The sequence below is a fragment of the Pseudomonas sp. KH_021 genome, from assembly GCF_057838865.1.
Genome location: NZ_CM174477.1, coordinates 4,691,496 through 4,712,427, shown reverse-complemented (window position 1 = coordinate 4,712,427; position 20,932 = coordinate 4,691,496). Strand labels below are relative to the sequence as shown.

The following is a 20,932-nucleotide window of genomic DNA, read 5'->3' as shown; positions in this document are numbered from 1 at the left end:
TCGCAAGCAGCGGTCATGACGACCGCTGTTTGCGTCGCCGCCACTGGCGCGCCACCCACCAGCGCCAATAGACCATGGTCAAGCAATAGGCCAAGGCTCCCAGCAATATCCCGCACACCACTGATCCCAGCAGAAATGGCTGCCATAAGGTTGAAAGCTGGCCGGTAATCCATTCCCAAGTCAGCTCATCCGGCAGTGTCCTGGGCGGAACGCCCATCAGCCAGGCGCCCATCTGGTAGGTGCAGAAAAAAACCGGTGGCATGGTAATGGGGTTGGTCAACCACACCAGGCTAACGGCGATTGGCATGTTGGCGCGAACCGGAATGGCCAGGCTGGCGGCTAACAGCATCTGCAGTGGAATAGGAATGAATGCGGCGAACAGGCCAACGGCCATGGCGCGCGCCACCGAGTGGCGGTTCAAGTGCCACAAATTGGGGTCGTGCAGCAGACGACCGAGAAACCGCAGGGATTTATGCTCCCTGATACTGGTCGGGTCTGGCATGTAACGTTTGAACAAGCGACGCGGCATGTGGGGTCTCGGCTGGCAGGACCGGGCCAGTATGCACAGATTCTACAACCTGCGAGTTCAGACTTTGTGACAATTAATAAAGCGAAGCCGTCGCGATTGTTCTAAGCCTGAGTGACTGGATCAGGTTGAGAAGGCTTTATTTCAATGCGCACAGGGATGATTGCGCTGGCGCTGGGGCTGTTATGCCTGCGCTATTTACCGGCTTTGCCGCCGGTCGCTGGATGCGTGGCGATGGCGTTGGTGGGCTTGGCGCTGTTGCCTTTTCGTTATTACCCGTTAGGTTTTTTTCTGCTGGGATTGAGCTGGGCGTGCCTCTCGGCGCAATGGGCGTTGGACGACCGCCTGCCGCCTCACCTTGATGGACGGACGTTGTGGGTAGAGGGGCGCGTTGTCGGCCTGCCTTCCACGACAGCGGGCAGTGTGCGATTCGAATTAGCGCAGGCCACATCGCGGCGAACGCCGTTACCCGCCACCCTTCAACTGGTTTGGTACGGTGGCCCACCCGTGCACAGCGGTGAGCGTTGGCGATTGGCTGTCACCCTCAAACGTCCGGCTGGCTTGCTCAACCCCCATGGTTTCGATCAGGAAGCGGCTTTGTTGTCTCGTCGCATTGGCGCCACGGGGAGCATCAAGGCAGGCGAACTGTTGCGCCCGGCAGCCGGTGCTTGGAGGGACAGTGTTCGACAACGCTTGCTCACAGCGCCCGCCCATGGCCGCGAAGGTGCCCTGGCTGCGTTGGTACTGGGGGACGGCTCTGGGCTTAGCCCTCAGGAATGGCAGGCTCTGCAGGACACCGGCACGATCCATTTGATGGTGATTTCGGGCCAGCACATTGGCCTGTTGGCGGGGTTGGTCTATGGCTTGATCGCAGGCTTGGCGCGCTTGGGTTACTGGCCACGCCGTTTGCCCTGGTTGCCTTGGGCGTGCGGCCTGGCCTTCTTGGCTGCTGTTGGCTACGGGATGCTGGCCGGCTTTCAAGTACCCGTGCGACGAGCTTGCATCATGCTGGGAATGGTTCTGTTGTGGCGTTTGCGGTTTCGCCACCTGGGGGTGGCCTTGCCCTGGCTGCTCGCACTCAATGGAGTATTGATCCTGGAACCGCTGGCGAGTTTGCGCCCGGGGTTGTGGCTATCGTTTGCTGCGGTAGGCATCTTGATGATCGCCTTCAGCGGGCGACTGGGGGCGTGGCGCTTTTGGCGAGCCTGGCCGCGAGCTCAATGGGCTGTGGCTATTGGGCTGTTACCTATCCTGCTGATGCTGGGCCTGCCGATCAGTCTCAGCGCTCCGCTGGCCAATCTGGTAGCGGTGCCCTGGTTGAGCTTCGGCGTTCTGCCTCTGGCGCTAATGGGAACGGCTGCCTTGCCCATTCCCTATGTTGGCGAAGGCTTGTTGTGGCTGGCGGCCGGGTCTCTGGACCTGTTATTTCGCTGGCTGGCCTGGATTGCCAGCCTTTTGCCAGCCTGGGTGCCGGTCGCCATCCCATTCTGGGCCTGGTTGCTCAGTGCGGTCGGGGCGCTGCTGCTGTTATTGCCCGCGGGCCTGCCGATGCGCTTGCTCGGCTGGCCGTTACTGTTGCTCGCCGCCTTCGCACCTCAGGCGAGGGTTCCAGAGGGCGAAGTACAGGTTTGGCAACTGGATGTGGGGCAGGGGTTGGCCTTTGTACTGCGTACGCGCAATCACACGGCACTGTTTGACGCCGGGCCGGCCATGGGTGGATTCGATCTGGGGGAGCGAGTGGTATTGCCGACCTTGCGCAAGCTTGGTGTGCGCGAGCTGGATCTGATGCTGCTCAGCCACGCTGACGCCGATCACGCCGGGGGAGCGTCGGCGGTCATGCGTGGCCTGCCCGTCAAGCGTGTCTTGAGCGGTGAGGCCGGGGCGTTACCGACTGTGCTGGGCGCGCAAGCCTGCATCAGTGACGAGCGTTGGGAGTGGGATGGCGTGCATTTTTCCCTATGGCAATGGCACGAAGCCCAGGACAGCAACCAGGGTTCTTGCACCTTGTTGGTCCAAGCCAAGGGCGAACGGTTGCTGTTGACCGGAGATATCGATATCCGTAGCGAGCGAGCCTGGCTCAGCGGCTCCCAGGCGGGGCCGGTGGATTGGCTGCAGGCGCCCCATCATGGCAGCCGTACCTCTTCTTCGCGTGCGTTTCTGCAGGCCACCCAGCCCAAGGGCGTGCTGATCTCCCGGGGGCGTCACAACGCCTTTGGTCATCCACATCCTTCGGTGATGGCACGAATGCGCAGCCTGGGTATCCGCGCTTTTGACAACGTTGATTACGGTGCTCTGCACCTGCAGTTGGGGGCATTTGGCATGCCCCGTGGGCTGCGTGAACAGCGGCGCTTCTGGCGTGATCCTGTGCCACGGCGCGATGAGCCGACATGACGTTGTTCGGCGCCAAGTCCCCCTATGTTAAAGTGTCGAACTTTTTCAAGGGGATCGTCACTGTGTGGGAATTGGTCAAGTCCGGTGGTTGGATGATGCTGCCGATCATCCTGAGTTCCATCGCTGCTGTCGGCATCGTTGCCGAACGTCTGTGGACACTGCGCGCCAGTCGAGTCACCCCGCCGCACCTGGTCGGCCAGGTCTGGCGTTGGATCAAGGACAAACAACTGAACAAGGATAAGTTGCGCGCGCTGCGTAACGATTCACCGCTGGGTGAAATCCTGGCGGCAGGCCTGGCTAACTCCAGGCATGGCCGTGAAATCATGAAAGAGTGCATCGAGGAAGCGGCCGCACGGGTTATCCATGAACTGGAGCGCTATATCAATGCATTGGGCACCATTGCGGCCATGGCGCCCTTGCTGGGTTTGCTCGGCACGGTGCTGGGCATGATCGATATCTTCAGCTCGTTCATGGGCTCGGGTATGACCGCCAATGCCGGCGTGCTCGCCGGGGGTATTTCCAAAGCGTTGATCACCACCGCGGCAGGCCTGATGGTCGGTATCCCGGCGGTGTTCTTCCACCGTTTCCTGCAGCGTCGTATCGATGAACTGGTGGTCGGCATGGAGCAGGAAGCCATCAAGCTGGTCGAAGTGGTACAGGGTGACCGTGATGTCGACCTGGCCGAGGGCAAGGCGTGAAATTCCGTCGCAAGCCTCGGGAAACCGTCGACATCAACCTGGCATCGCTGATCGATGTGGTGTTTATCCTGCTGCTGTTTTTCGTGGTGACCACCACCTTTACCCGCGAAACCCAGCTCAAGGTCGAGTTGCCAGAGGCCGTGACGGGTACGCCAGCTCCGGACTCCGAGCTCAAGCGCCTGGACATCACCATCAGTGCCGACGGTGTGTATTCCTTGAATGACCACCTGCTGCCCAAGGCAGACCTGGTCACCTTGATGGACGCCCTGCAGAAGGAATCGGGCGGCGATACTCAATTGCCGCTGTCGATCAGTGCAGATGGCAAGACTCCCCACCAATCGGTGGTCACGGCGATGGATGCGGCCGGCAAACTGGGCTTCAGCCATTTACGCATGACCACCGTCGAGGCGCAGGTCAGTCACTGATGGCATTTTCTGATCGTTTACTGGCTGCCTGGTATCAAGGTCATCCAGCCTTGACCTTGCTCAGGCCGCTGGAGGCGCTATATCGGCGTATTGTCCAGCGCAAGCGCGAGCGCTTTGTGGCGGGGGGGGAGAGATCTACCGTTCCCCTGTCCCGGTGCTGGTCGTGGGCAATATCACGGTGGGCGGTACTGGCAAGACGCCCATGATTCTCTGGCTGATCGAGCATTGTCGCCGCCGTGGTATTCGCGTTGGCGTAGTCAGTCGCGGTTATGGCGCGCAACCGCCGCAATTGCCCTGGCGTGTCAGCCCGGATGACAGCGCCGCGGTGGCGGGCGATGAGCCATTGCTGATCGTGCAGCGTACTGGCGTGCCGTTGATGATCGACCCCGACCGCAGTCGGGCGGTCAAGGCGTTAGTCGAAGCCGAATCGCTGGACCTCATCCTCTCGGACGACGGTTTGCAGCATTACCGCCTGGCTCGCGATCTTGAACTGGTGTTGATCGACGCCGCCCGCGGGCTGGGCAATGGCCGCTGTTTACCTGCAGGCCCCTTGCGAGAGCCGGTCGAGCGCCTGCAGTCGGTGGACGCCGTTCTCTACAACGGTGCATCGAAAGGGCGTGACGGCGGCTTTGCCTTTCGCTTGAAGCCGACGGCCCTGATCAACCTGCATAGCGGTGAGCGGGTGGCGCTGGACCATTTTCCTGCCGGGCAGGCGGTGCATGCCGTGGCCGGCATCGGTAACCCGCAACGTTTCTTCAGCACCCTTGAGGGGCTAAACTGGCAACCTATCGCCCATGCGTTTGCCGACCATGCGGTCTACACCGCCCAGGTCCTGAGTTTCGCCCCGACCTTGCCATTGATCATGACCGAAAAGGACGCGGTGAAATGCCGAACCTTTGCAGCCCCCGATTGGTGGTACCTGGCGGTCGATGCCGTGCCTTGCGAGGCCTTTGTGGCGTGGTTCAATACCCAGCTTTCACGCCTGCTGCGTGAACCCTGACCTTGTCTTTATTGCTCTGCCCGAGGATTTTTCCATGGATACCAAACTGCTCGACATTCTGGCCTGCCCGATTACCAAGGGCCCGCTGAAACTCAGCGCCGACAAGACCGAGCTGATCAGCAAGGGCGCCGGGCTTGCCTATCCGATCCGTGACGGCATCCCGGTCATGCTGGAAACCGAAGCCCGCACCCTGACTGACGACGAGCGCCTGGATAAATGAGCAACGCCTTTACCGTAGTGATTCCAGCCCGTTTTGGTTCGACCCGCTTTCCGGGCAAGCCATTGCAGACCATCGCTGGCAAACCCATGGTCCAGCATGTCTGGGAGCAGGCGCTCAAGAGCGGTGCAGAGCGTGTGGTCGTGGCCACGGATGACGCGCGCATTGTCGAGGCTTGCCAGGCATTTGGCGCCGAAGTCTTGATGACGCGGGACGATCACAACTCCGGCACCGACCGCCTGGCAGAGGTTGCGCAGCAACTGGGCCTGGCAGCCGATGCCATCGTTGTGAACGTGCAGGGTGATGAGCCGATGATTCCGCCAGCGGTGATTGATCAGGTGGCCTCCAACCTGGCCGCTCACCCTGAGGCTGGCATTTCGACCTTGTGCGAGCCGATCGACGATGCTCAAACCCTGTTCAACCCTAACGTGGTCAAGGTCGTCAGCGATCTTGATGGCCTGGCGTTGACCTTTAGTCGCGCACCCTTGCCATGGGCGCGTGATGACTTTGCCAAAAATCCGAACCAATTGCCGGCGAACATTCCCTATCGTCGTCATATCGGTATTTATGCCTATCGCGCAGGTTTCCTCCAGGACTTCGTGAGCTGGGGGCCGTGCTGGCTCGAGAACACTGAATCGCTGGAGCAATTGCGGGCCTTGTGGCACGGCGTGCGCATCCACGTTGCCGATGCGGTCGAGGCGCCGCCGCCAGGGGTCGACACCGCTGAAGACCTGGAGCGCGTAAGGCGCCTGCTGGAGGCATGATGCGAGCTCTGTTCGTCTGTATGGGCAAAATCGCATGAGTTTGAACGTGCAATCGCAGGTATCGCTCAAGCCGTTCAATACCTTTGGCATTGATGTCCAGGCTCAATGGTTTGTCGAGGCACACAATGACACCGAGGTTCGCCAGGCCTTGGCCTATGCGAAGGACCGACAGCTGCCGGTATTACTGCTGGGAGGCGGGAGCAATCTGCTGCTGACGGGCGATGTCACGGCGCTGGTCGTGCGCATGGCCAGCCGAGGTATTCGCGTGCTGCAAGACGATGGCGTGCGCGCCATCGTCGAAGCACAAGCGGGCGAGCCTTGGCACCCGTTCGTGCAGTGGAGCCTGGAGCAGGGGCTGGCTGGCCTGGAAAATCTCAGCCTTATCCCTGGAACAGTGGGCGCCGCGCCGATGCAGAACATCGGTGCCTATGGCGTGGAGATCAAGGATGTATTCGTCGGCTTGACGGCGCTTGACCGACAAAGTGGCGAGCTGCGCGACTTCACCCTTGAAGAGTGCGCCTTTGGTTACCGCGATAGCCTGTTCAAGCAAGCACCTGGGCGCTGGGTCATTCTGCGGGTGCGCTTTGCTCTGGATCGCAACGCGAGTCTGCATCTGGACTACGGTCCTGTTCGCCAGCGCCTGGCGGAGCAGGGGATCGAGCATCCGCTGCCGCTGGATGTTAGCCAGGCGATTTGCAGTATTCGCCGTGAGAAACTGCCGGATCCGGCACAACTTGGCAATGCGGGTAGCTTCTTCAAGAACCCGGTGATCAGTGCGGCGCTGGCGGCGCAAATCAAAATCGAGCATCCGGGGTTGGTGGCTTATCCGCAGGCTGATGGCCGGGTGAAGCTTGCTGCAGGCTGGCTGATCGAGCAGGCCGGATGGAAAGGTTATCGGGAGGGAGACGCCGGCGTGCATCGTTTGCAATCTTTGGTCCTGGTGAATTACGGCACGGCTACTGGTGAGCAACTGCATCATTTGGCGCAGATGATTCAGGCGGATATTGCCAAGCGCTTCGATGTGACGCTGGAGATGGAGCCTAACCTGTACTAAGCATCCGTCGCGCCGTAAGCGTCCGGCCACTACACCGTCTCTAGAAAGTGCTGGATATAGACATGATTTAAAGGGGAATAATGGACATGCCGACGGCCAAGGGAGCTCAAAAAGCAGCAGGGCAGAGCGTTCAAGGAGTATGCATATTCACCTTTTTTGCTCTGACTGAGGAGTTTCAATGAGTTTTCAATGGCCTTACCCCGGCGCCCGCTGGTGGAAATTTGACTTCCATACGCATACCCCCGCCTCCAAGGATACGGACGCTTGGCAGCGAGCGATGGGGACGGTTGACGAGCTAACAGCTAAGCAATGGCTCCTGAAATACATGGTGGCAGGTATTGACTGTGTGGCCGTCACTGACCACAACTGCGGCGCTTGGGTAGACAAATTAAAGTTCGCTTACGCGACCATGCAGGAAGATCCGCCTGAGGGGTTTCGCGAACTACATCTGTTTCCTGGCGTGGAGCTTTCCGTCAATGGGGGCTTCCACCTACTAGCGATTTTCGGTACCGACGCCACGACCAGTGACATTGACTCCCTGCTGGGCCGAGTCGATTACAGCGGTACAAAAGGCGATAGTGATGGTGTAACCCGTCGAAGTGCGGCAGATGTGGTGCAGGCTGTACTAGAGGCTGGCGCGCTGCCTATTCCTGCCCATGCCGACGCTAGTAAGGGCTTGCTGCAACTCAAAGCAGAGGGCTCCATCCAGTCTGTTCTCGACCATCAAACCGTAGAGCTGTTATTGAGTAGTCCTGGCGTGTTGGCCATGGAGGTGTTGACCCCCGCAGCTCCTAAGCCATCAACCTACATCCAGTCAAAATTGAACTGGGCTGAAGTAATTGGTTCCGACTGCCATACCTTCCAAGGCCCAGCCGTACCTGGTTCGCGCTATACCTGGATCAAGATGGCCAAGCCTTCTCTGGAAGGGCTGCGTTTGGCTCTGTTGGATGGGCAAGGTATTTCAGTGCGTCGTAGCGACGACGTCGAGCCCTTTTCCCCGTTCGACAGACCTGAACACTTCATCGAGGCCATCGAAATAGCCGATGCTCGTTTCATGGGGCGCGGCAATAAACTCACCCGACTGGCGTTCAACCCTTATTTCAATGCGTTGGTTGGTGGTCGGGGCACTGGCAAGTCCACAATCGTGCACTCTCTACGGCTAGCTTACCGACGAGAACGTGAGCTGGGGGCAAGCGGCGAGGCCAGCGAGACCTTTGTGCGCTTCAACAAAATTGCCAGATCCCGAAATGATTTGGGAGGCCTGCTCGCCTCTACGCGCATTACGCTTACTCTGAGCCGCGATGGCGTCCGTTATCGCTTGTTATGGCAACAAGATGGGCAAGGCCAAGCCGTCGAAGAGTGGGACGAAATTACCTCTCAATGGAAAACATCCGAGAGTCAGGCAATTACCGAACAACGCTTTCCTGTGAGGCTGTTTAGCCAGGGGCAAATCGCAGCGCTGGCGGGTGAAAGCCAACAGGCTCTATTACAAGTAATAGACGAAGCCGCTGGGACGGATACTGCAAAAAACCTATTCGAAGAGGCCAAAAGTGGATTCTTCAGTACCTGCGCCAAATTGCGCGAGCTGAATGGCAAGCTCAAAGGGCGTGAGGCACTGAATCTAACCCTGCAGGATGTGCAACGTAAGCTAGCGCGCTTTGAAGATGCTCACCACGCTGAAGTACTGAAGGCTTATCAGCGAACTAGCCGCCAAACCCGAGAGTTGGACCGACAGTTTGATACTGTAATTGAAACGGCAACGCGTCTGCGTGAGTTGGCGGGGCACTTACTGGCCGAAGATTTACCCGAAAGCGTATTCGACCCCGTCGCCGACAGCGACGCGCTGGCGATTGTTCTGCAATTAGCCTCGTCCATTGCACAAGCCCAAGCTCAGGTAGAGGCCATAGCACAGCAATTAGTCGACAACAGCGGCGCGCTCAAAGAGCAATTGTTGCAGAGTCGCTGGCAAGCACAGGTTGAGAAGGCAAGAGTCGATTATGAGGCCCTGAAAACCGATTTGCTGACTCAGGGTGTAAATGACCCTAGTGAATATGGACGTCTGGTGCAGGAGCGACAACGTCTAGATACAGAAGTCAAACGTTTGGATGCACTGAAAAAACAGTTCGACGACTTGAGCGTGCATGCCAAATCGCAGCTCGAACACGTTTGGCATGCACGCCAGGCCATCAGTGCGACGCGCATGCAATTCCTTGAAGAAACGCTGGCAGAAAACCACTTTGTTCGGATGAATTTGATTCCTTATGGCCGCGATGCTCAAGCCATGGATCGCTCGCTACGAGATTTACTCGGGGTTCCAGACAAGTTCAAGGACGATATTTATACCGAATCACAAGGTGACACCCCGGCTAAGGGGCTAGTTGCCAATTTGCTTCAGGCAGCTGATTTGCTTGAGACGCCAGATGAGCCAGCCACACAGCACCTTGAAGAGGCTATCAAGCAATTGCAAAACCGCTTGGTGTCGTCATGTCGCGGTTCAGCTGAGTTTGGTGGTTGGTTCAACAAATACCTGACAGGTGAAACCGAAAAACGCCCCGAGCTAATCAACCACATTCAGTGCTGGTTTCCCGAGGATGGCTTGCAGGTAGAGTACAGTCGTAAAGGCAACGGTAAAGATTTTCAGTCGATTGGGCAGGCTTCGGCTGGTCAACGCGCCGCAGCTATGTTGGCCTTCTTGCTTGCTCACGGTGACGAGCCTCTGGTCTTGGATCAGCCCGAAGACGATTTGGACAACCATTTAATCTATGATCTGGTCGTGCAACAAATTCGCGCCAACAAGCAACGACGACAGCTCATCATTGTGACCCACAATCCAAATATCGTAGTCAATGGCGACGCTGAGATGATTCACGTGCTCGACTTCAACCATCAGTGTTTCGTCAGCCAGTCAGGATCATTGCAGAACAAGGCCATGCGAGAGGAAATCTGCAAGGTGATGGAGGGAGGTAAAGACGCTTTCGAGCGACGTTACCAACGCTTGGGAAGAGAGGTTTAACGATGTATGACAACCCCATTGACCTGATCGAGAAAATTCGCTTGGGTGAGGATTCCTTTTTGGAATTGAAGGAGGTTCGCCTCTCCGGTAATAGAGTGGCCGCTCCCCATCGTGATTCGTTGGCTGACGAGTTGGCTGCATTCGCGAACAGTCGCGGTGGTGTCTGCGTCATGGGCGTGGACGATCGGCGAGAGGTCGTAGGCATTGCTCTCGATAGGCTCGACGTTGTCGAGGATTTTATTCGCGAGATTTGCATTAACTCTGTTACTCCATCGCTCAACCCGGTCATTGAGCGCCTGACTCTTCCATCAACTACGGGTGAGCAGCTACCTGTCATAAAGGTAGAGATACCTCGCAGCCTCTTCGTGCATAGAAGCCCAGGAGGCTATATGCATCGGGTTGGTAGCGCCAAACGTGAGATGGCACCAGAGTATCTAGCACGGCAGTTCCAGCAACGTAGTCAGGCGCGCATTATCCGCTTCGATGAGCAACCAGTCCCCGGGGCTACGCTTGACGACTTGCAGCCTGAGCTCTGGCAGCGTTTCGCCAGCCCGCGCGTGCACGATAGTCGAGAGGTTCTTCTCGACAAGCTTGCTATGGCCCGTATAGATACTGACGAAGTCTTACGTCCCACAATTACCGGCGTATTGATGGCAACTCAAGATCCTCGGCTTTGGTTGCCCAATGCCTTTATCCAAGCTGTCGCGTATCGAGGCACAGAAATATTGCCGCAAGGTGATCAGGCCTATCAACTCGATGCTCAGGATATTACGGGTCCGCTTGATCAGCAGGTGCTTGGGGCATGTCACTTCGTCAAAAAAAATATGCGTGTTTTCGCCAGCAAAGAAGAAGGTCGTCACGATGTACCGCAATTTGATTTGACAGCAGTGTTCGAGGCATTGGTGAATGCTGTCGCTCACCGTGACTATTCCATCCACGGCGCAAAGATTCGGTTACGCATGTTTGCTGACAGGTTGGAGCTTTATTCGCCGGGCATGATCCCGAACACAATGACAGTGGATAGTCTGCCGTACCGCCAAGCGGCGAGAAACGAGGAGATCACAAGTCTACTCGCCAAGTGTAGCGTTTCAAAGCAGGAGAGGGATCTTTCAGGGCGCAGCGCCATGATGGATAAGCGAGGGGAGGGGGTCCAGATCATCTTGGATAGTAGTGAGCGCTTGTCCGGTATTCGTCCAACTTACATACTCGTGGATGAGTCTGAGTTGCTGTTGATCATTCCGTCTGCTGCTATCGACGCTGAAGGCTAAATGGAGGCTGTGTAGAGTTGTGGGTATTGCTGGCAGACGACGCAGTGGCCAAATTTGCCGATCACTTATTGGCAACAACAGATCTTTGGCCAAGCTAGCTTGGCCATCGCTCGTTCATCTTGGTGTAGTAGGTTGGTGGCTGCGCCAGCGGTAATGGCGTCGACATTGCTTTTTGACCAGGCAATAAAAAACCCCGCTTGCCCAAGGGCCGCGGGGTTTTTTATTGCCTATGGATCAGACGAAGGGCTTGTGCTCTTTCGGCTCGGCATGGGCGTTGTGGTTATGCTCGACAACCACGTCTTCAGCCGGCTGCGAAGCTTGCTCGACGACTGCCGGGGCAGGTTCGATAGCAGCAGGCTGTTCTGCAGTGGCTTCAGAGGCTGCAGCAGCCTCAGCTTCCTTGGCCAGGCGCTCGGCTTCGCGCTTGCGGCGACGCACTTCGCGTGGGTCGTTCGGAGCGCGACCGTGGGTGGTCAGCGGGATAGCTGGCGCTTCGACGACGGGGGTCGCTTCTGCAACTGGAGCCTCAACCACAGGCTCTGCTTCGACCACGGGGGCCTGCACCGCAGGCTCTGCTTGCACTTGCGGTGCAGGCATTTCAGGCGCTTCGGTCACGACGACTTCTGGCGCTGGTTCAATGGCCGCAGGGGTCTCAACGACCGGTGCCGGTGCAACAGGTTCTGCAGCCACTTCAGCCACTTCAGCCTTGGCCTCAACCGGAGCAGCTTCTACTGCTGGGGCGATGCTCGGCTCTTGAACAGCAGTGGTGGCAGCTGGCTCATCCGCTACAAATGGCAGTTCGATCACCGGGGCAACATTGGTCTCTGGCGCTTCAAACGCTTCAGAAGGTTGTGCTGCAGAGCTGGCTTTGGCGACTGCTTCGGCCACTTCTTCCACTTCGGTAACTGGCGTTGGTGCAGGTGCTTCGACAGTTTCCTGTACAGCAGCGGTGGCGACTTCTGCCTGGCGGTTGGCTTCGGCTTCGGCGGGTGCGCTGATGGTGCTCGACGCGACAGCCGCGGTAACGGCCAGGCCTGCGGCCAATTCGGCGCCTTGCTCTTCACTGCCTTCTTCCGAACCTTCAACTACATTGCCGTTGGCATCGCGTTGGCGTTCGCGGCGGTTGCTGCGACGACGCTGGCCACGGGAGCGGCGACGTGGACGTTCGCCATCGGCGGCTTCCAGGTTGTCGTCCTGCAGTTGCTCTTCGTTAGGCAGGGTTTCTTCTGCGGCAGCAGCTGAAGCCTGTTCTACCCGCGGTTGACGCTCTTCACGTGGCTGGCGCGGTTGGCGCTCTTCCCGTGGTGCGCGCTCTTCGCGAGGTGCACGTTCTTCACGTGGCGCACGCTCTTCACGCGGGGCGCGCTCAGGACGTTCTTCACGAACGACGGGGGTTTCGGCGTCCAGCGGCTCGCGCAGTTCACGGACAGGGCGATCTTCGCGGCTGCGACGCTCTTCGCGTGGCGGACGTGGCTGACGCTCTTCACGCGGCTGGCGACGCTCTTCGCGTGCCGGTGCTTCCTCGCGAGCTTCGCGGGGTGCGCGCTCCTCACGTGGTGCGCGTTCTTCACGCGGGGCGCGCTCTTCGCGAGGCTTGCGATCTTCATCGCGGCGGCCATTGCGGTTGCGAGTCTGCTGGCGACCGTTGCGACGCTCTTCGTTGCGAGCAGGGCGTTCGGTAGCCGGCTTCTCAACCACGGTAGCGGCAGGCGCGACTGGCTCTTCCTTGCCTGCGAACAGGCTGACCAGCGACTTCACCAGGCCCTTGAACAGGCTGGGTTCCGGCGTGGCAACAGGAGCTACCACTGGAGCGGTAGGCTCAGGTGTGGTCGGGACGGGCGCGGAGGTACGCGGCGGAGCGGTCTTGACCGCGGCTTCCTGGCGTACCAGGGTGCGGGTAGCGGCGACCGGCTGTACTTCTTCGGTCTCGGTGGCGGCGATCTCGTAGCTCGACTGGCTGGTCTGGGCTTCCGGGTTGTCGTCACGCAGGCGCTGTACTTCGAAGTGCGGGGTTTCCAGGTGATCGTTCGGCAGAATGACGATGCGAGCACGGGTGCGCAGTTCGATCTTGGTGATCGAGTTGCGCTTTTCGTTGAGCAGGAAGGCTGCCACCGGGATCGGCACCTGGGCGCGGACTTCGGCGGTGCGGTCCTTCAGGGCCTCTTCTTCGATCAGGCGCAGGATTGCCAGCGACAGTGATTCGACGTCGCGGATGATACCGGTGCCGCTGCAGCGTGGGCAGACGATGCCGCTGCTTTCGCCCAGGGAAGGACGCAGGCGCTGGCGGGACATTTCCAGCAAGCCGAAGCGCGAGATGCGGCCAACTTGCACGCGAGCACGGTCAGCTTCCAGGCATTCGCGGACTTTTTCTTCCACGGCGCGCTGGTTCTTGGCCGGGGTCATGTCGATGAAGTCGATCACGATCAGGCCGCCGATATCACGCAGGCGCAGCTGACGAGCGATTTCCTCGGCCGCTTCCAGGTTGGTCTGCAGGGCGGTTTCTTCGATGTCGCTGCCTTTAGTGGCGCGGGCCGAGTTGATGTCGATGGACACCAGGGCTTCGGTCGGATCGATCACGATCGAGCCGCCCGATGGCAGTTCGACAACGCGCTGGAAAGCGGTTTCGATCTGGCTTTCGATCTGGAAACGATTGAACAGCGGCACGCTGTCTTCGTACAGCTTGATCTTGCTGGCGTACTGCGGCATCACCTGGCGAATGAAGGTCAGGGCTTCTTCCTGGGCTTCGATGCTGTCGATCAGCACTTCGCCGATGTCCTGGCGCAGGTAGTCGCGGATGGCGCGGATGATGACGTTGCTTTCCTGGTAGATCAGGAATGGCGCGGTGCGATCCAGCGAGGCTTCCTTGATGGCGGTCCACAGTTGCAGCAGGTAGTCCAGGTCCCACTGCATCTCTTCGCTGCTGCGGCCAAGGCCGGCAGTGCGAACGATCAGGCCCATGTCGGCAGGGGCGATCAGGCCATTGAGGGCTTCGCGCAGTTCATTGCGCTCTTCGCCTTCGATGCGGCGCGAGATGCCACCGGCACGCGGATTGTTCGGCATCAGCACCAGGTAACGACCGGCCAGGCTGATGAAGGTGGTCAGGGCGGCGCCCTTGTTTCCACGTTCTTCTTTTTCGACCTGAACGATGACTTCCTGGCCTTCGCTCAGGACGTCCTTGATGTTGACGCGACCCTCGGGGGACTTCTTGAAGTATTCGCGGGAGATTTCTTTCAGGGGCAGGAAGCCATGGCGTTCCGAGCCGAAGTCGACAAAGGCGGCCTCAAGGCTGGGTTCGATGCGGGTGATACGGCCTTTGTAGATGTTGGCCTTTTTTTGCTCACGCGCGCCAGATTCGATGTCCAGGTCGTAGAGGCGCTGGCCATCTACCAGGGCAACACGCAACTCTTCGGGTTGAGTTGCGTTAATCAGCATTCTTTTCATGTAGTACCGTCGGTTTCCGGGCTGCCGGAAACGGCGTTCGGCACACACGACTTCTCACGGTCGGTGTCAGGGTGCGTCAGGAGTGGCTGGCCACTCCAGTGTCTAGCGACGCTCTACCGCTACTGGTAACCAGTGGGGGCGAGGTGGCGACAACGCGTCCTGCTAGCTGTGGTGTCAAAAGCACTCAGTCAGGAGGAGGAATCAGCCTTCGGCCGCGGACACCCTTGTCAGGCGTCTTGATCAGGACCGGATCAGCTTGAAATAGTGCCAGTACGTGGCTAATCGAGCTGATGCGGTGCTACACGGTCCGACGGTTGTGCATCTCCACCCTACACGTATCCCTGATAATTCGGGTGCTGCCGCGCGCTGAATCCGCAACGGGTTGGCATTTATCGCGATCTCCGATTCGGGAGCTCGCGCACTTTAGGCTTTTAAGGCTCGGTATTTCCGAAGCATTCGCCGGGAGTGCGTGAAGGTGACTGCGCTGAGTGATGGACGTCGAAAAAAACTGAAAGTGAGTGCGAAACACCGTTCTTTATGTCTTTTATCGGTCTTCTCTCATCTGCGCTGGTTACGTATCCAAGCATTCCGTAAACTAGCAAAAACCCCGTCGGACGGCCTCGCGTCCTCGTGAATCGTGTCGGTCAGGGTCGGCTTGGAGCCGGTGATCCGCTGGCCAGCCGCTTTTGGCGGCGTTCGCGACTATAGCAGCAATCATTAAGTGCTTCAAATCCATAAAAAATTGTTATGATCCGCAAATGACGACTACTGCCCCCCCGACTTCCGGCGTTCAGCTGCTTGAAGTCGCGCCGGAACTTGCCGGCCAACGCATCGATAACTTCCTCTTCACCGCGCTCAAGGGTGTACCCAAGACCCTCATCTATCGCATCCTGCGAAAAGGTGAAGTGCGTGTGAATAAAGGCCGTATCAAGCCCGAATACAAACTCCAGGCCGGCGATATCATTCGCGTGCCGCCTATGCGCCTGCCTGAGCGTGACGAGCCGGTGCCGCTGGCCCAGGGGCTGCTGCAGCGCCTGGAAGCGTCCATTGTCTTCGAAGACAAGGCGCTGATCGTGATCAACAAGCCGGCGGGTATTGCCGTGCATGGTGGTAGCGGCCTGAATTATGGCGTGATCGAAGCCTTTCGCCAGTTGCGTCCTGACGCCAAGGAGCTGGAGCTGGTCCATCGTCTGGATCGGGACACTTCCGGTTTGTTGATGATTGCCAAGAAGCGCAGCATGTTGCGTCACTTGCATGCGGCGCTGCGTGGTGATGGTGTCGACAAGCGTTACATGGCGCTGGTGCGTGGCCATTGGGCGACCGCCAAGAAACAGGTCCGGGCGCCGCTGCAAAAAAGCAATCTGCGTTCCGGCGAGCGAATGGTCGAGGTGAGCGAAGAGGGCAAGGAGGCGTTGACACTGTTCAAGGTGCTGCGTCGCTTTGGTGAGTTTGCCACCATGGTCGAGGCCCGGCCGATTACCGGTCGTACACACCAGATTCGCGTACACGCCTTGCATGCCGGTCATTGCATTGCTGGCGACAGCAAATATGGCGATGAAGACTTCACTCGGGAAATTCGCGAGTTGGGTGGCAAGCGCCTGTTTCTGCATGCCTATGCCTTGACCGTGCCGCTGCCTGACGGTGGCGAGCTCAAGCTTGAAGCGCCCGTGGATGATATGTGGGCCAAGACTGTGGAGCGTTTGAGTGCCAGCTGATTACGAGCTGCTCATTTTTGATTGGGATGGCACGCTGGCTGATTCGATCGGCCGTATCGTCGAGGCCATGAAGCGTGCGGCCGACGACTATGGCTGGCCGCGACGCGACGATGCGGCGATCAAGGGCATCATTGGCCTGGCGCTGCCAGAGGCTATCCGTGCCTTGTATCCCGAGTGCGATGACGACCAGATAGCGGCCTTTCGGTCCCGATATGCTGACCAGTACATGGCCATGGATGAAGAGCCGTCGCCATTGTTCCCGGGTGTGGTTGAGTCGCTGGAGGCCTTTCGTGCCCAGGGTTATCGGCTGGCAGTCGCCACTGGCAAGGCTCGCCGGGGTCTTGATCGGGTCTTGAAGGCGCATCGCTGGGAAGCGTATTTCGATATCACTCGCGCAGCCGATGAGACGCTCAGCAAGCCCCATCCATTGATGCTGGAGCAGATTCTGGCGCACTGTAACGTGGTGCCGGAAAAAGCCTTGATGGTGGGTGACTCGGCGTTCGATTTGTTGATGGCGCGCAATGCCGGGATGGATTCGGTGGCGGTGGGTTATGGCGCCATGAGCTTGAGCGAGTTGCGCGAACATGCGCCACGGCTCGAGATCGACAGTTTTTCACAGTTGGGCGTCTGGCTGAGCGAGCAGCGGGCCTGAATTCGTATTCCAGGGTAGGTGAATATGTCGGATGAGTGGAAGGCGCCCCGCGCCGAAAAAAACAGTGACGATAAAAGCTGGCAGCTGCTGGAGAAGACGTTGCTGGCCAGTGTCCAGGAACAGCGTCGGTCGCGTCGCTGGGGTATTTTTTTCAAGCTGTTGACCTTTATTTACCTGTTTGGCGTGTTCGCTCTGTTTTCGCCGCTCATGGATATCGATAAAGCGGCTGCTCGCAGTTCCAGTCATACGGCGCTGGTCGAGGTGCGTGGCGTGATCGCCGACAAGGAGGCGGCCAGTGCTGACAATATCGTCGGCAGTCTGCGCGCGGCTTTCGAAGACCCCAAGACGAAGGCTGTGATCATGCGTATCAACAGCCCGGGTGGCAGTCCGGTGCAGTCTGGCTATGTCTATGACGAGATTCGTCGCCTTCGCAAAGAGCACGCTGACATCAAGCTGTATGCGGTGATCAGTGATCTCGGTGCGTCGGGTGCGTATTACATTGCCAGCGCTGCCGATCAGATCTATGCGGACAAGGCCAGCCTGGTGGGTTCTATTGGGGTGACCGCGGCGGGTTACGGGTTTGTTGGTGCCATGGAGAAGTTGGGCGTCGAGCGGCGTACCTATACCTCGGGTGAGCACAAGTCGTTCCTGGATCCTTTCCAGCCGCAAAAGCCTGAAGAAACCAAATTCTGGCAGGGCGTCCTGGACACCACTCATCGCCAGTTCATCGCCAGCGTCAAGCAGGGGCGCGGCGATCGCCTGAAAGACAAGGAGCACCCGGAATTGTTCTCGGGCCTGGTCTGGTCGGGTGAGCAGGCGCTGCAGCTTGGATTGGTCGACGGTCTGGGCAGTGCAAGTTTTGTGGCGCGGGATGTCGTCGGGGAGAAAAACCTGGTTGACTTTACGATCGAAGAATCTCCCTTTGACCGCTTTTCCAAGCGCCTGGGGGCAAGTATTGCCGAGCATCTGGCGATGTGGATGGGCTTTCAGGGTCCATCCCTGCGCTGACGATTGCTTGGCGGTCTAGCTGATAACCGCGGTGATGCCATCGCAGCCAAGCAGGCTGTGTGAAAACTCAAAATTTGGTTGATTTAGGGGGTACTTGACCCCCTCCCGACTAGTCGATCGTCGCGTGTACGCGATTACAGGAGGTCGTTTTTTGAGTGGGTCGACTTTTGTCGGAGTTTTCACACAGCCTGCAAGGCTGGCTCCTACATCGGTCGGTGGTGTAGGAGCCGGCTTTAGCCGCGATGAAGGCGCTGCGGTTTACCTGATGCATTGCGTTTGATGATTGCGGGCATGTCGCCGGTTTTTGGTATTCAGGGGATTTGCACGCCCTCGGCCAGCAGCATATCGACCAGGCGAATGAGCGGCAGACCGATCAGGCTGGTGGCGTCAGGGCCGTGCGTGCATTGAAACAGTGTCACCCCCAGGCCCTCGGCTTTAAAGCTGCCTGCGCAGTCGTAGGGCTGCTCCGCGTGCAGATAGCGCTCGATGCGCGCCAGGTCCAGCTCGCGCATATTGACCGTGAATGGCACGCAGTCCACCTGGCACTGGCCGCTGGCGCTGTTGAGCAGCGCCAGGCCTGTGAGGAAGGTGACGTGGTTGCCACTGGCCGCCAGCAGTTGCTCGCAAGCCTTGTCGAAGGTGTGGGGTTTGCCAAGTATCTGCTCGCCCAGCACTGCGACCTGATCGGAGCCGATGATCAGGTGGCTGGGGTGGCTGGCAGCCAGGGCCTGGGCTTTTTCGCGGGCCAGGCGTTTGACCAGGTCGACAGCGGCTTCGTCGGGCAGGCGCCGTTCGTCGATATCCGGTGAGCTGCAGGTAAAAGGCAGGCGCAGCCGCGTCAGCAGTTCGCGGCGATAGGGGGAGCTTGAGGCCAATAACAGCGGTAGCATGGGTAACTCCTGTGCGTGTAACCTGATTCTAGCTCCATCACATGCCCGGTTGGGCCTAATTTCCTTTGACAGAGACAGGGGTCATCCCTAGAATGCTGCGCCTATGTTGAATGACCCGATTCCACCTCACGTTGACCCGCGCAAATTGGCCGATCGTGGCGTAACCTTCGAAGGTTCGCTGCTACTTGCCGACTTGGAGAGACTCTGCGACCCGCTTTCTGACAATGTCGGAAGGGTGCAGGCTAAATTCGTTTTTGAACGAGATGAGCAGAAAGCTGTGGTTATTCACAGCGAGCTGGATGTCGAAGTCAAAATGGTTTGCCAGCGTTGTCTTGAGCTGGTCACCCTGCCGATCCACAGCGAAAGTACTTACGCTGTGGTGAAGGAGGGTGCGAATACCCAGTCGTTACCGAAAGGTTATGACGTGCTGGAACTGGGCGAAGATCCTTTGGATCTGCAGGCCTTGGTCGAGGAGGAGCTTTTGCTCGCCTTGCCCATCGTGCCTGCTCATCATCCGGAAGAATGCCAGCAGCCGGCGGGCGCCGATGAGCCCGAACCGAGCAAGGACGAGGTAACACGGTCCAACCCGTTCAGTGTATTGGCGCAGTTAAAGCGTGACCCAAACGTTTAGGAGTTAATCAATTATGGCTGTTCAGCAGAACAAAAAATCCCGCTCTGCCCGTGATATGCGCCGTTCGCACGACGCTCTCTCGGAGAACGCTCTGTCCGTAGAGAAAACCACTGGTGAAGTGCACCTGCGTCACCACGTATCGCCAGAAGGCGTATACCGTGGTCGTAAAGTGATCGACAAGGGCGCTGACGAGTAATCCTTGTCCGCTCAGATCATCGCGATCGACGCAATGGGCGGGGACTTCGGTCCCCGCAACATTGTTCAGGCCAGTCTTGCCTGCATTAATGCTACTCCCTCGCTGCACCTGACCCTTGTCGGTCAACCCTCCCTTCTTGAAGAATTGATTGCTGGCCAGTCGGCAGCGGATCGCTCGCGCCTGACGATTGTAGCCGCCAGCGAAGTCATTGGCATGGACGAAAAGCCTTCCCAGGCTTTGCGTGGCAAGCCTGATTCTTCTATGCGGGTGGCGCTGCAGTTGCTGCGCGATGGCAAGGTGCAGGCGTGCGTGAGTGCCGGGAATACCGGCGCATTGATGGCGTTGTCGCGTTACGTGTTGAAAACCTTGCCGGGCATTGATCGCCCGGCAATGGTCGCTGCTATCCCGACCCAGGCGGGGTATTGCCAGTTGCTGGACCTGGGTGCCAACGTGGATTGCAGTGCAGAGAATCTCTATCAGTTCGCGGTGATGGGGTCTGTCGCGGCGCAGGTGTTGGGTATTTCCCGGCCGCGGGTCGCATTGCTCAACGTAGGGACCGAGGACATCAAGGGCAACCAGCAGGTCAAGCTCGCGGCCAGCCTGTTGCAGGGCGCGCGAGGGTTAAACTACATCGGTTTTATCGAGGGCGATGGCGTGTATCGCGGCGAGGCAGATGTAGTGGTGTGTGATGGTTTTGTCGGCAATATCCTGCTCAAGTCCAGTGAGGGGCTGGCGACCATGATCGCTGCGCGCATTCAGGCTTTGTTCAAGGCCAATCTGGCGTCGCGACTCGCTGGGGCTGTTGCAATGCCGTTGCTAAAGCGCCTGCAGGCCGATCTGGCCCCAGCGCGACACAACGGCGCCAGTTTTCTGGGCTTGCAGGGCATTGTCGTGAAAAGCCATGGCTCGGCAGGTGTGCAGGGCTTTCAAAGTGCTATCAATCGCGCTTTGATCGAGATTCAGGAGAACTTGCCCGAGCGATTGCATGGTCGTCTTGAAGATCTGTTGCTTTAGTCATATTCGGCCGGAAGTGGTTAAATGTG

17 protein-coding genes and 1 pseudogene are annotated in these 20,932 nt (G+C 58.6%); 15 read left to right on the top strand and 3 right to left on the bottom strand.

Going from position 1 to position 20,932, the window contains the following annotated elements; translation table 11 throughout:
* Positions 1 to 13: 13 nt before the first annotated feature.
* Complete coding sequence (locus AC3IX4_RS21725) at positions 14 to 529, bottom strand: DUF2062 domain-containing protein (protein WP_489257426.1); 516 nt, start codon at positions 527 to 529, stop codon at positions 14 to 16.
* A gap of 144 nt (positions 530 to 673) precedes the next feature.
* Between AC3IX4_RS21725 and AC3IX4_RS21720 the strand changes: the two genes are divergently transcribed.
* From AC3IX4_RS21720 to AC3IX4_RS21680, 9 genes and pseudogenes are all read left to right on the top strand, one after another.
* Positions 674 to 2,917 carry a DNA internalization-related competence protein ComEC/Rec2 gene (locus AC3IX4_RS21720; protein WP_489257425.1) on the top strand — a complete coding sequence of 748 codons (2,244 nt, stop codon included), beginning with the start codon at positions 674 to 676 and terminating at the stop codon, positions 2,915 to 2,917.
* Positions 2,918 to 2,979: 62 nt separating this feature from the next.
* Positions 2,980 to 3,615: a MotA/TolQ/ExbB proton channel family protein gene (locus AC3IX4_RS21715; RefSeq protein ID WP_489261337.1), complete on the top strand. Its 636-nt coding sequence runs from the start codon at positions 2,980 to 2,982 to the stop codon at positions 3,613 to 3,615.
* Entirely contained in the window at positions 3,612 to 4,040 is a 429-nt protein-coding gene (locus tag AC3IX4_RS21710) for an ExbD/TolR family protein (RefSeq protein WP_489257424.1), read from the top strand. Before AC3IX4_RS21715 ends, AC3IX4_RS21710 begins: the two co-directional genes overlap by 4 nt.
* A pseudogene (gene lpxK / locus AC3IX4_RS21705) lies at positions 4,040 to 5,040 on the top strand (tetraacyldisaccharide 4'-kinase). The gene AC3IX4_RS21710 and the pseudogene lpxK overlap by 1 nt, the downstream one beginning before the upstream one ends.
* A 34-nt stretch (positions 5,041 to 5,074) precedes the next feature.
* The gene (locus tag AC3IX4_RS21700) at positions 5,075 to 5,260 is read left to right on the top strand and encodes a Trm112 family protein (RefSeq protein WP_049861532.1); all 186 of its coding nucleotides are present in this window, start codon (positions 5,075 to 5,077) and stop codon (positions 5,258 to 5,260) included.
* Entirely contained in the window at positions 5,257 to 6,021 is a 765-nt protein-coding gene (gene kdsB, locus AC3IX4_RS21695) for a 3-deoxy-manno-octulosonate cytidylyltransferase (protein WP_489257423.1), read from the top strand. The genes AC3IX4_RS21700 and kdsB overlap by 4 nt, the downstream gene beginning before the upstream one ends.
* Before the next feature lie 34 nt (positions 6,022 to 6,055).
* Positions 6,056 to 7,075 carry a UDP-N-acetylmuramate dehydrogenase gene (gene murB / locus AC3IX4_RS21690; protein ID WP_489257422.1) on the top strand — a complete coding sequence of 340 codons (1,020 nt, stop codon included), beginning with the start codon at positions 6,056 to 6,058 and terminating at the stop codon, positions 7,073 to 7,075.
* 178 nt (positions 7,076 to 7,253) lie between these two features.
* On the top strand, positions 7,254 to 10,088 hold the full coding sequence (locus AC3IX4_RS21685; protein ID WP_489257421.1) for a TrlF family AAA-like ATPase: 2,835 nt from the start codon (positions 7,254 to 7,256) through the stop codon (positions 10,086 to 10,088).
* A gap of 2 nt (positions 10,089 to 10,090) precedes the next feature.
* A complete protein-coding gene (locus AC3IX4_RS21680; protein ID WP_489257420.1) occupies positions 10,091 to 11,356 on the top strand; it encodes an ATP-binding protein in 1,266 nt (421 codons plus the stop codon).
* A 234-nt stretch (positions 11,357 to 11,590) separates the two neighbouring features.
* Here the strand turns inward: AC3IX4_RS21680 and rne are convergent, their stop codons facing one another.
* Positions 11,591 to 14,797, bottom strand: coding sequence for a ribonuclease E (gene rne, locus AC3IX4_RS21675; RefSeq protein ID WP_489257419.1), 3,207 nt, complete (start codon positions 14,795 to 14,797; stop codon positions 11,591 to 11,593).
* Between the two features lie 758 nt (positions 14,798 to 15,555).
* Between rne and rluC the strand changes: the two genes are divergently transcribed.
* The 3 genes from rluC to AC3IX4_RS21660 are packed head-to-tail and all read left to right on the top strand — an operon-like array spanning position 15,556 to position 18,172.
* Complete coding sequence (gene rluC, locus AC3IX4_RS21670) at positions 15,556 to 16,512, top strand: 23S rRNA pseudouridine(955/2504/2580) synthase RluC (RefSeq protein WP_489257418.1); 957 nt, start codon at positions 15,556 to 15,558, stop codon at positions 16,510 to 16,512.
* Positions 16,502 to 17,164, top strand: a complete 663-nt coding sequence (locus AC3IX4_RS21665; RefSeq protein ID WP_489257417.1) for an HAD-IA family hydrolase — start codon at positions 16,502 to 16,504, stop codon at positions 17,162 to 17,164. The genes rluC and AC3IX4_RS21665 overlap by 11 nt, the downstream gene beginning before the upstream one ends.
* 24 nt (positions 17,165 to 17,188) lie before the next feature.
* Positions 17,189 to 18,172 carry a S49 family peptidase gene (locus AC3IX4_RS21660; RefSeq protein WP_489257416.1) on the top strand — a complete coding sequence of 328 codons (984 nt, stop codon included), beginning with the start codon at positions 17,189 to 17,191 and terminating at the stop codon, positions 18,170 to 18,172.
* Between the two features lie 311 nt (positions 18,173 to 18,483).
* On the opposite strand, the gene AC3IX4_RS21655 is transcribed toward AC3IX4_RS21660, so the two are convergent.
* The gene (locus tag AC3IX4_RS21655) at positions 18,484 to 19,062 is read right to left on the bottom strand and encodes a Maf family protein (RefSeq protein WP_489257415.1); all 579 of its coding nucleotides are present in this window, start codon (positions 19,060 to 19,062) and stop codon (positions 18,484 to 18,486) included.
* A 103-nt stretch (positions 19,063 to 19,165) separates the two neighbouring features.
* Here AC3IX4_RS21655 and AC3IX4_RS21650 point away from each other — a divergent pair, with 103 nt between their 5' ends.
* From AC3IX4_RS21650 to plsX, 3 genes are read left to right on the top strand one after another with little or no spacing between them, the layout of a single operon-like run.
* Positions 19,166 to 19,693: a YceD family protein gene (locus tag AC3IX4_RS21650; protein WP_489257414.1), complete on the top strand. Its 528-nt coding sequence runs from the start codon at positions 19,166 to 19,168 to the stop codon at positions 19,691 to 19,693.
* 13 nt (positions 19,694 to 19,706) lie between these two features.
* Positions 19,707 to 19,889, top strand: a complete 183-nt coding sequence (rpmF, locus tag AC3IX4_RS21645) for a 50S ribosomal protein L32 (RefSeq protein WP_010223221.1) — start codon at positions 19,707 to 19,709, stop codon at positions 19,887 to 19,889.
* A gap of 3 nt (positions 19,890 to 19,892) precedes the next feature.
* Positions 19,893 to 20,903: a phosphate acyltransferase PlsX gene (gene plsX / locus AC3IX4_RS21640; RefSeq protein WP_489257413.1), complete on the top strand. Its 1,011-nt coding sequence runs from the start codon at positions 19,893 to 19,895 to the stop codon at positions 20,901 to 20,903.
* The last annotated feature ends 29 nt before the right edge of the window (positions 20,904 to 20,932 follow it).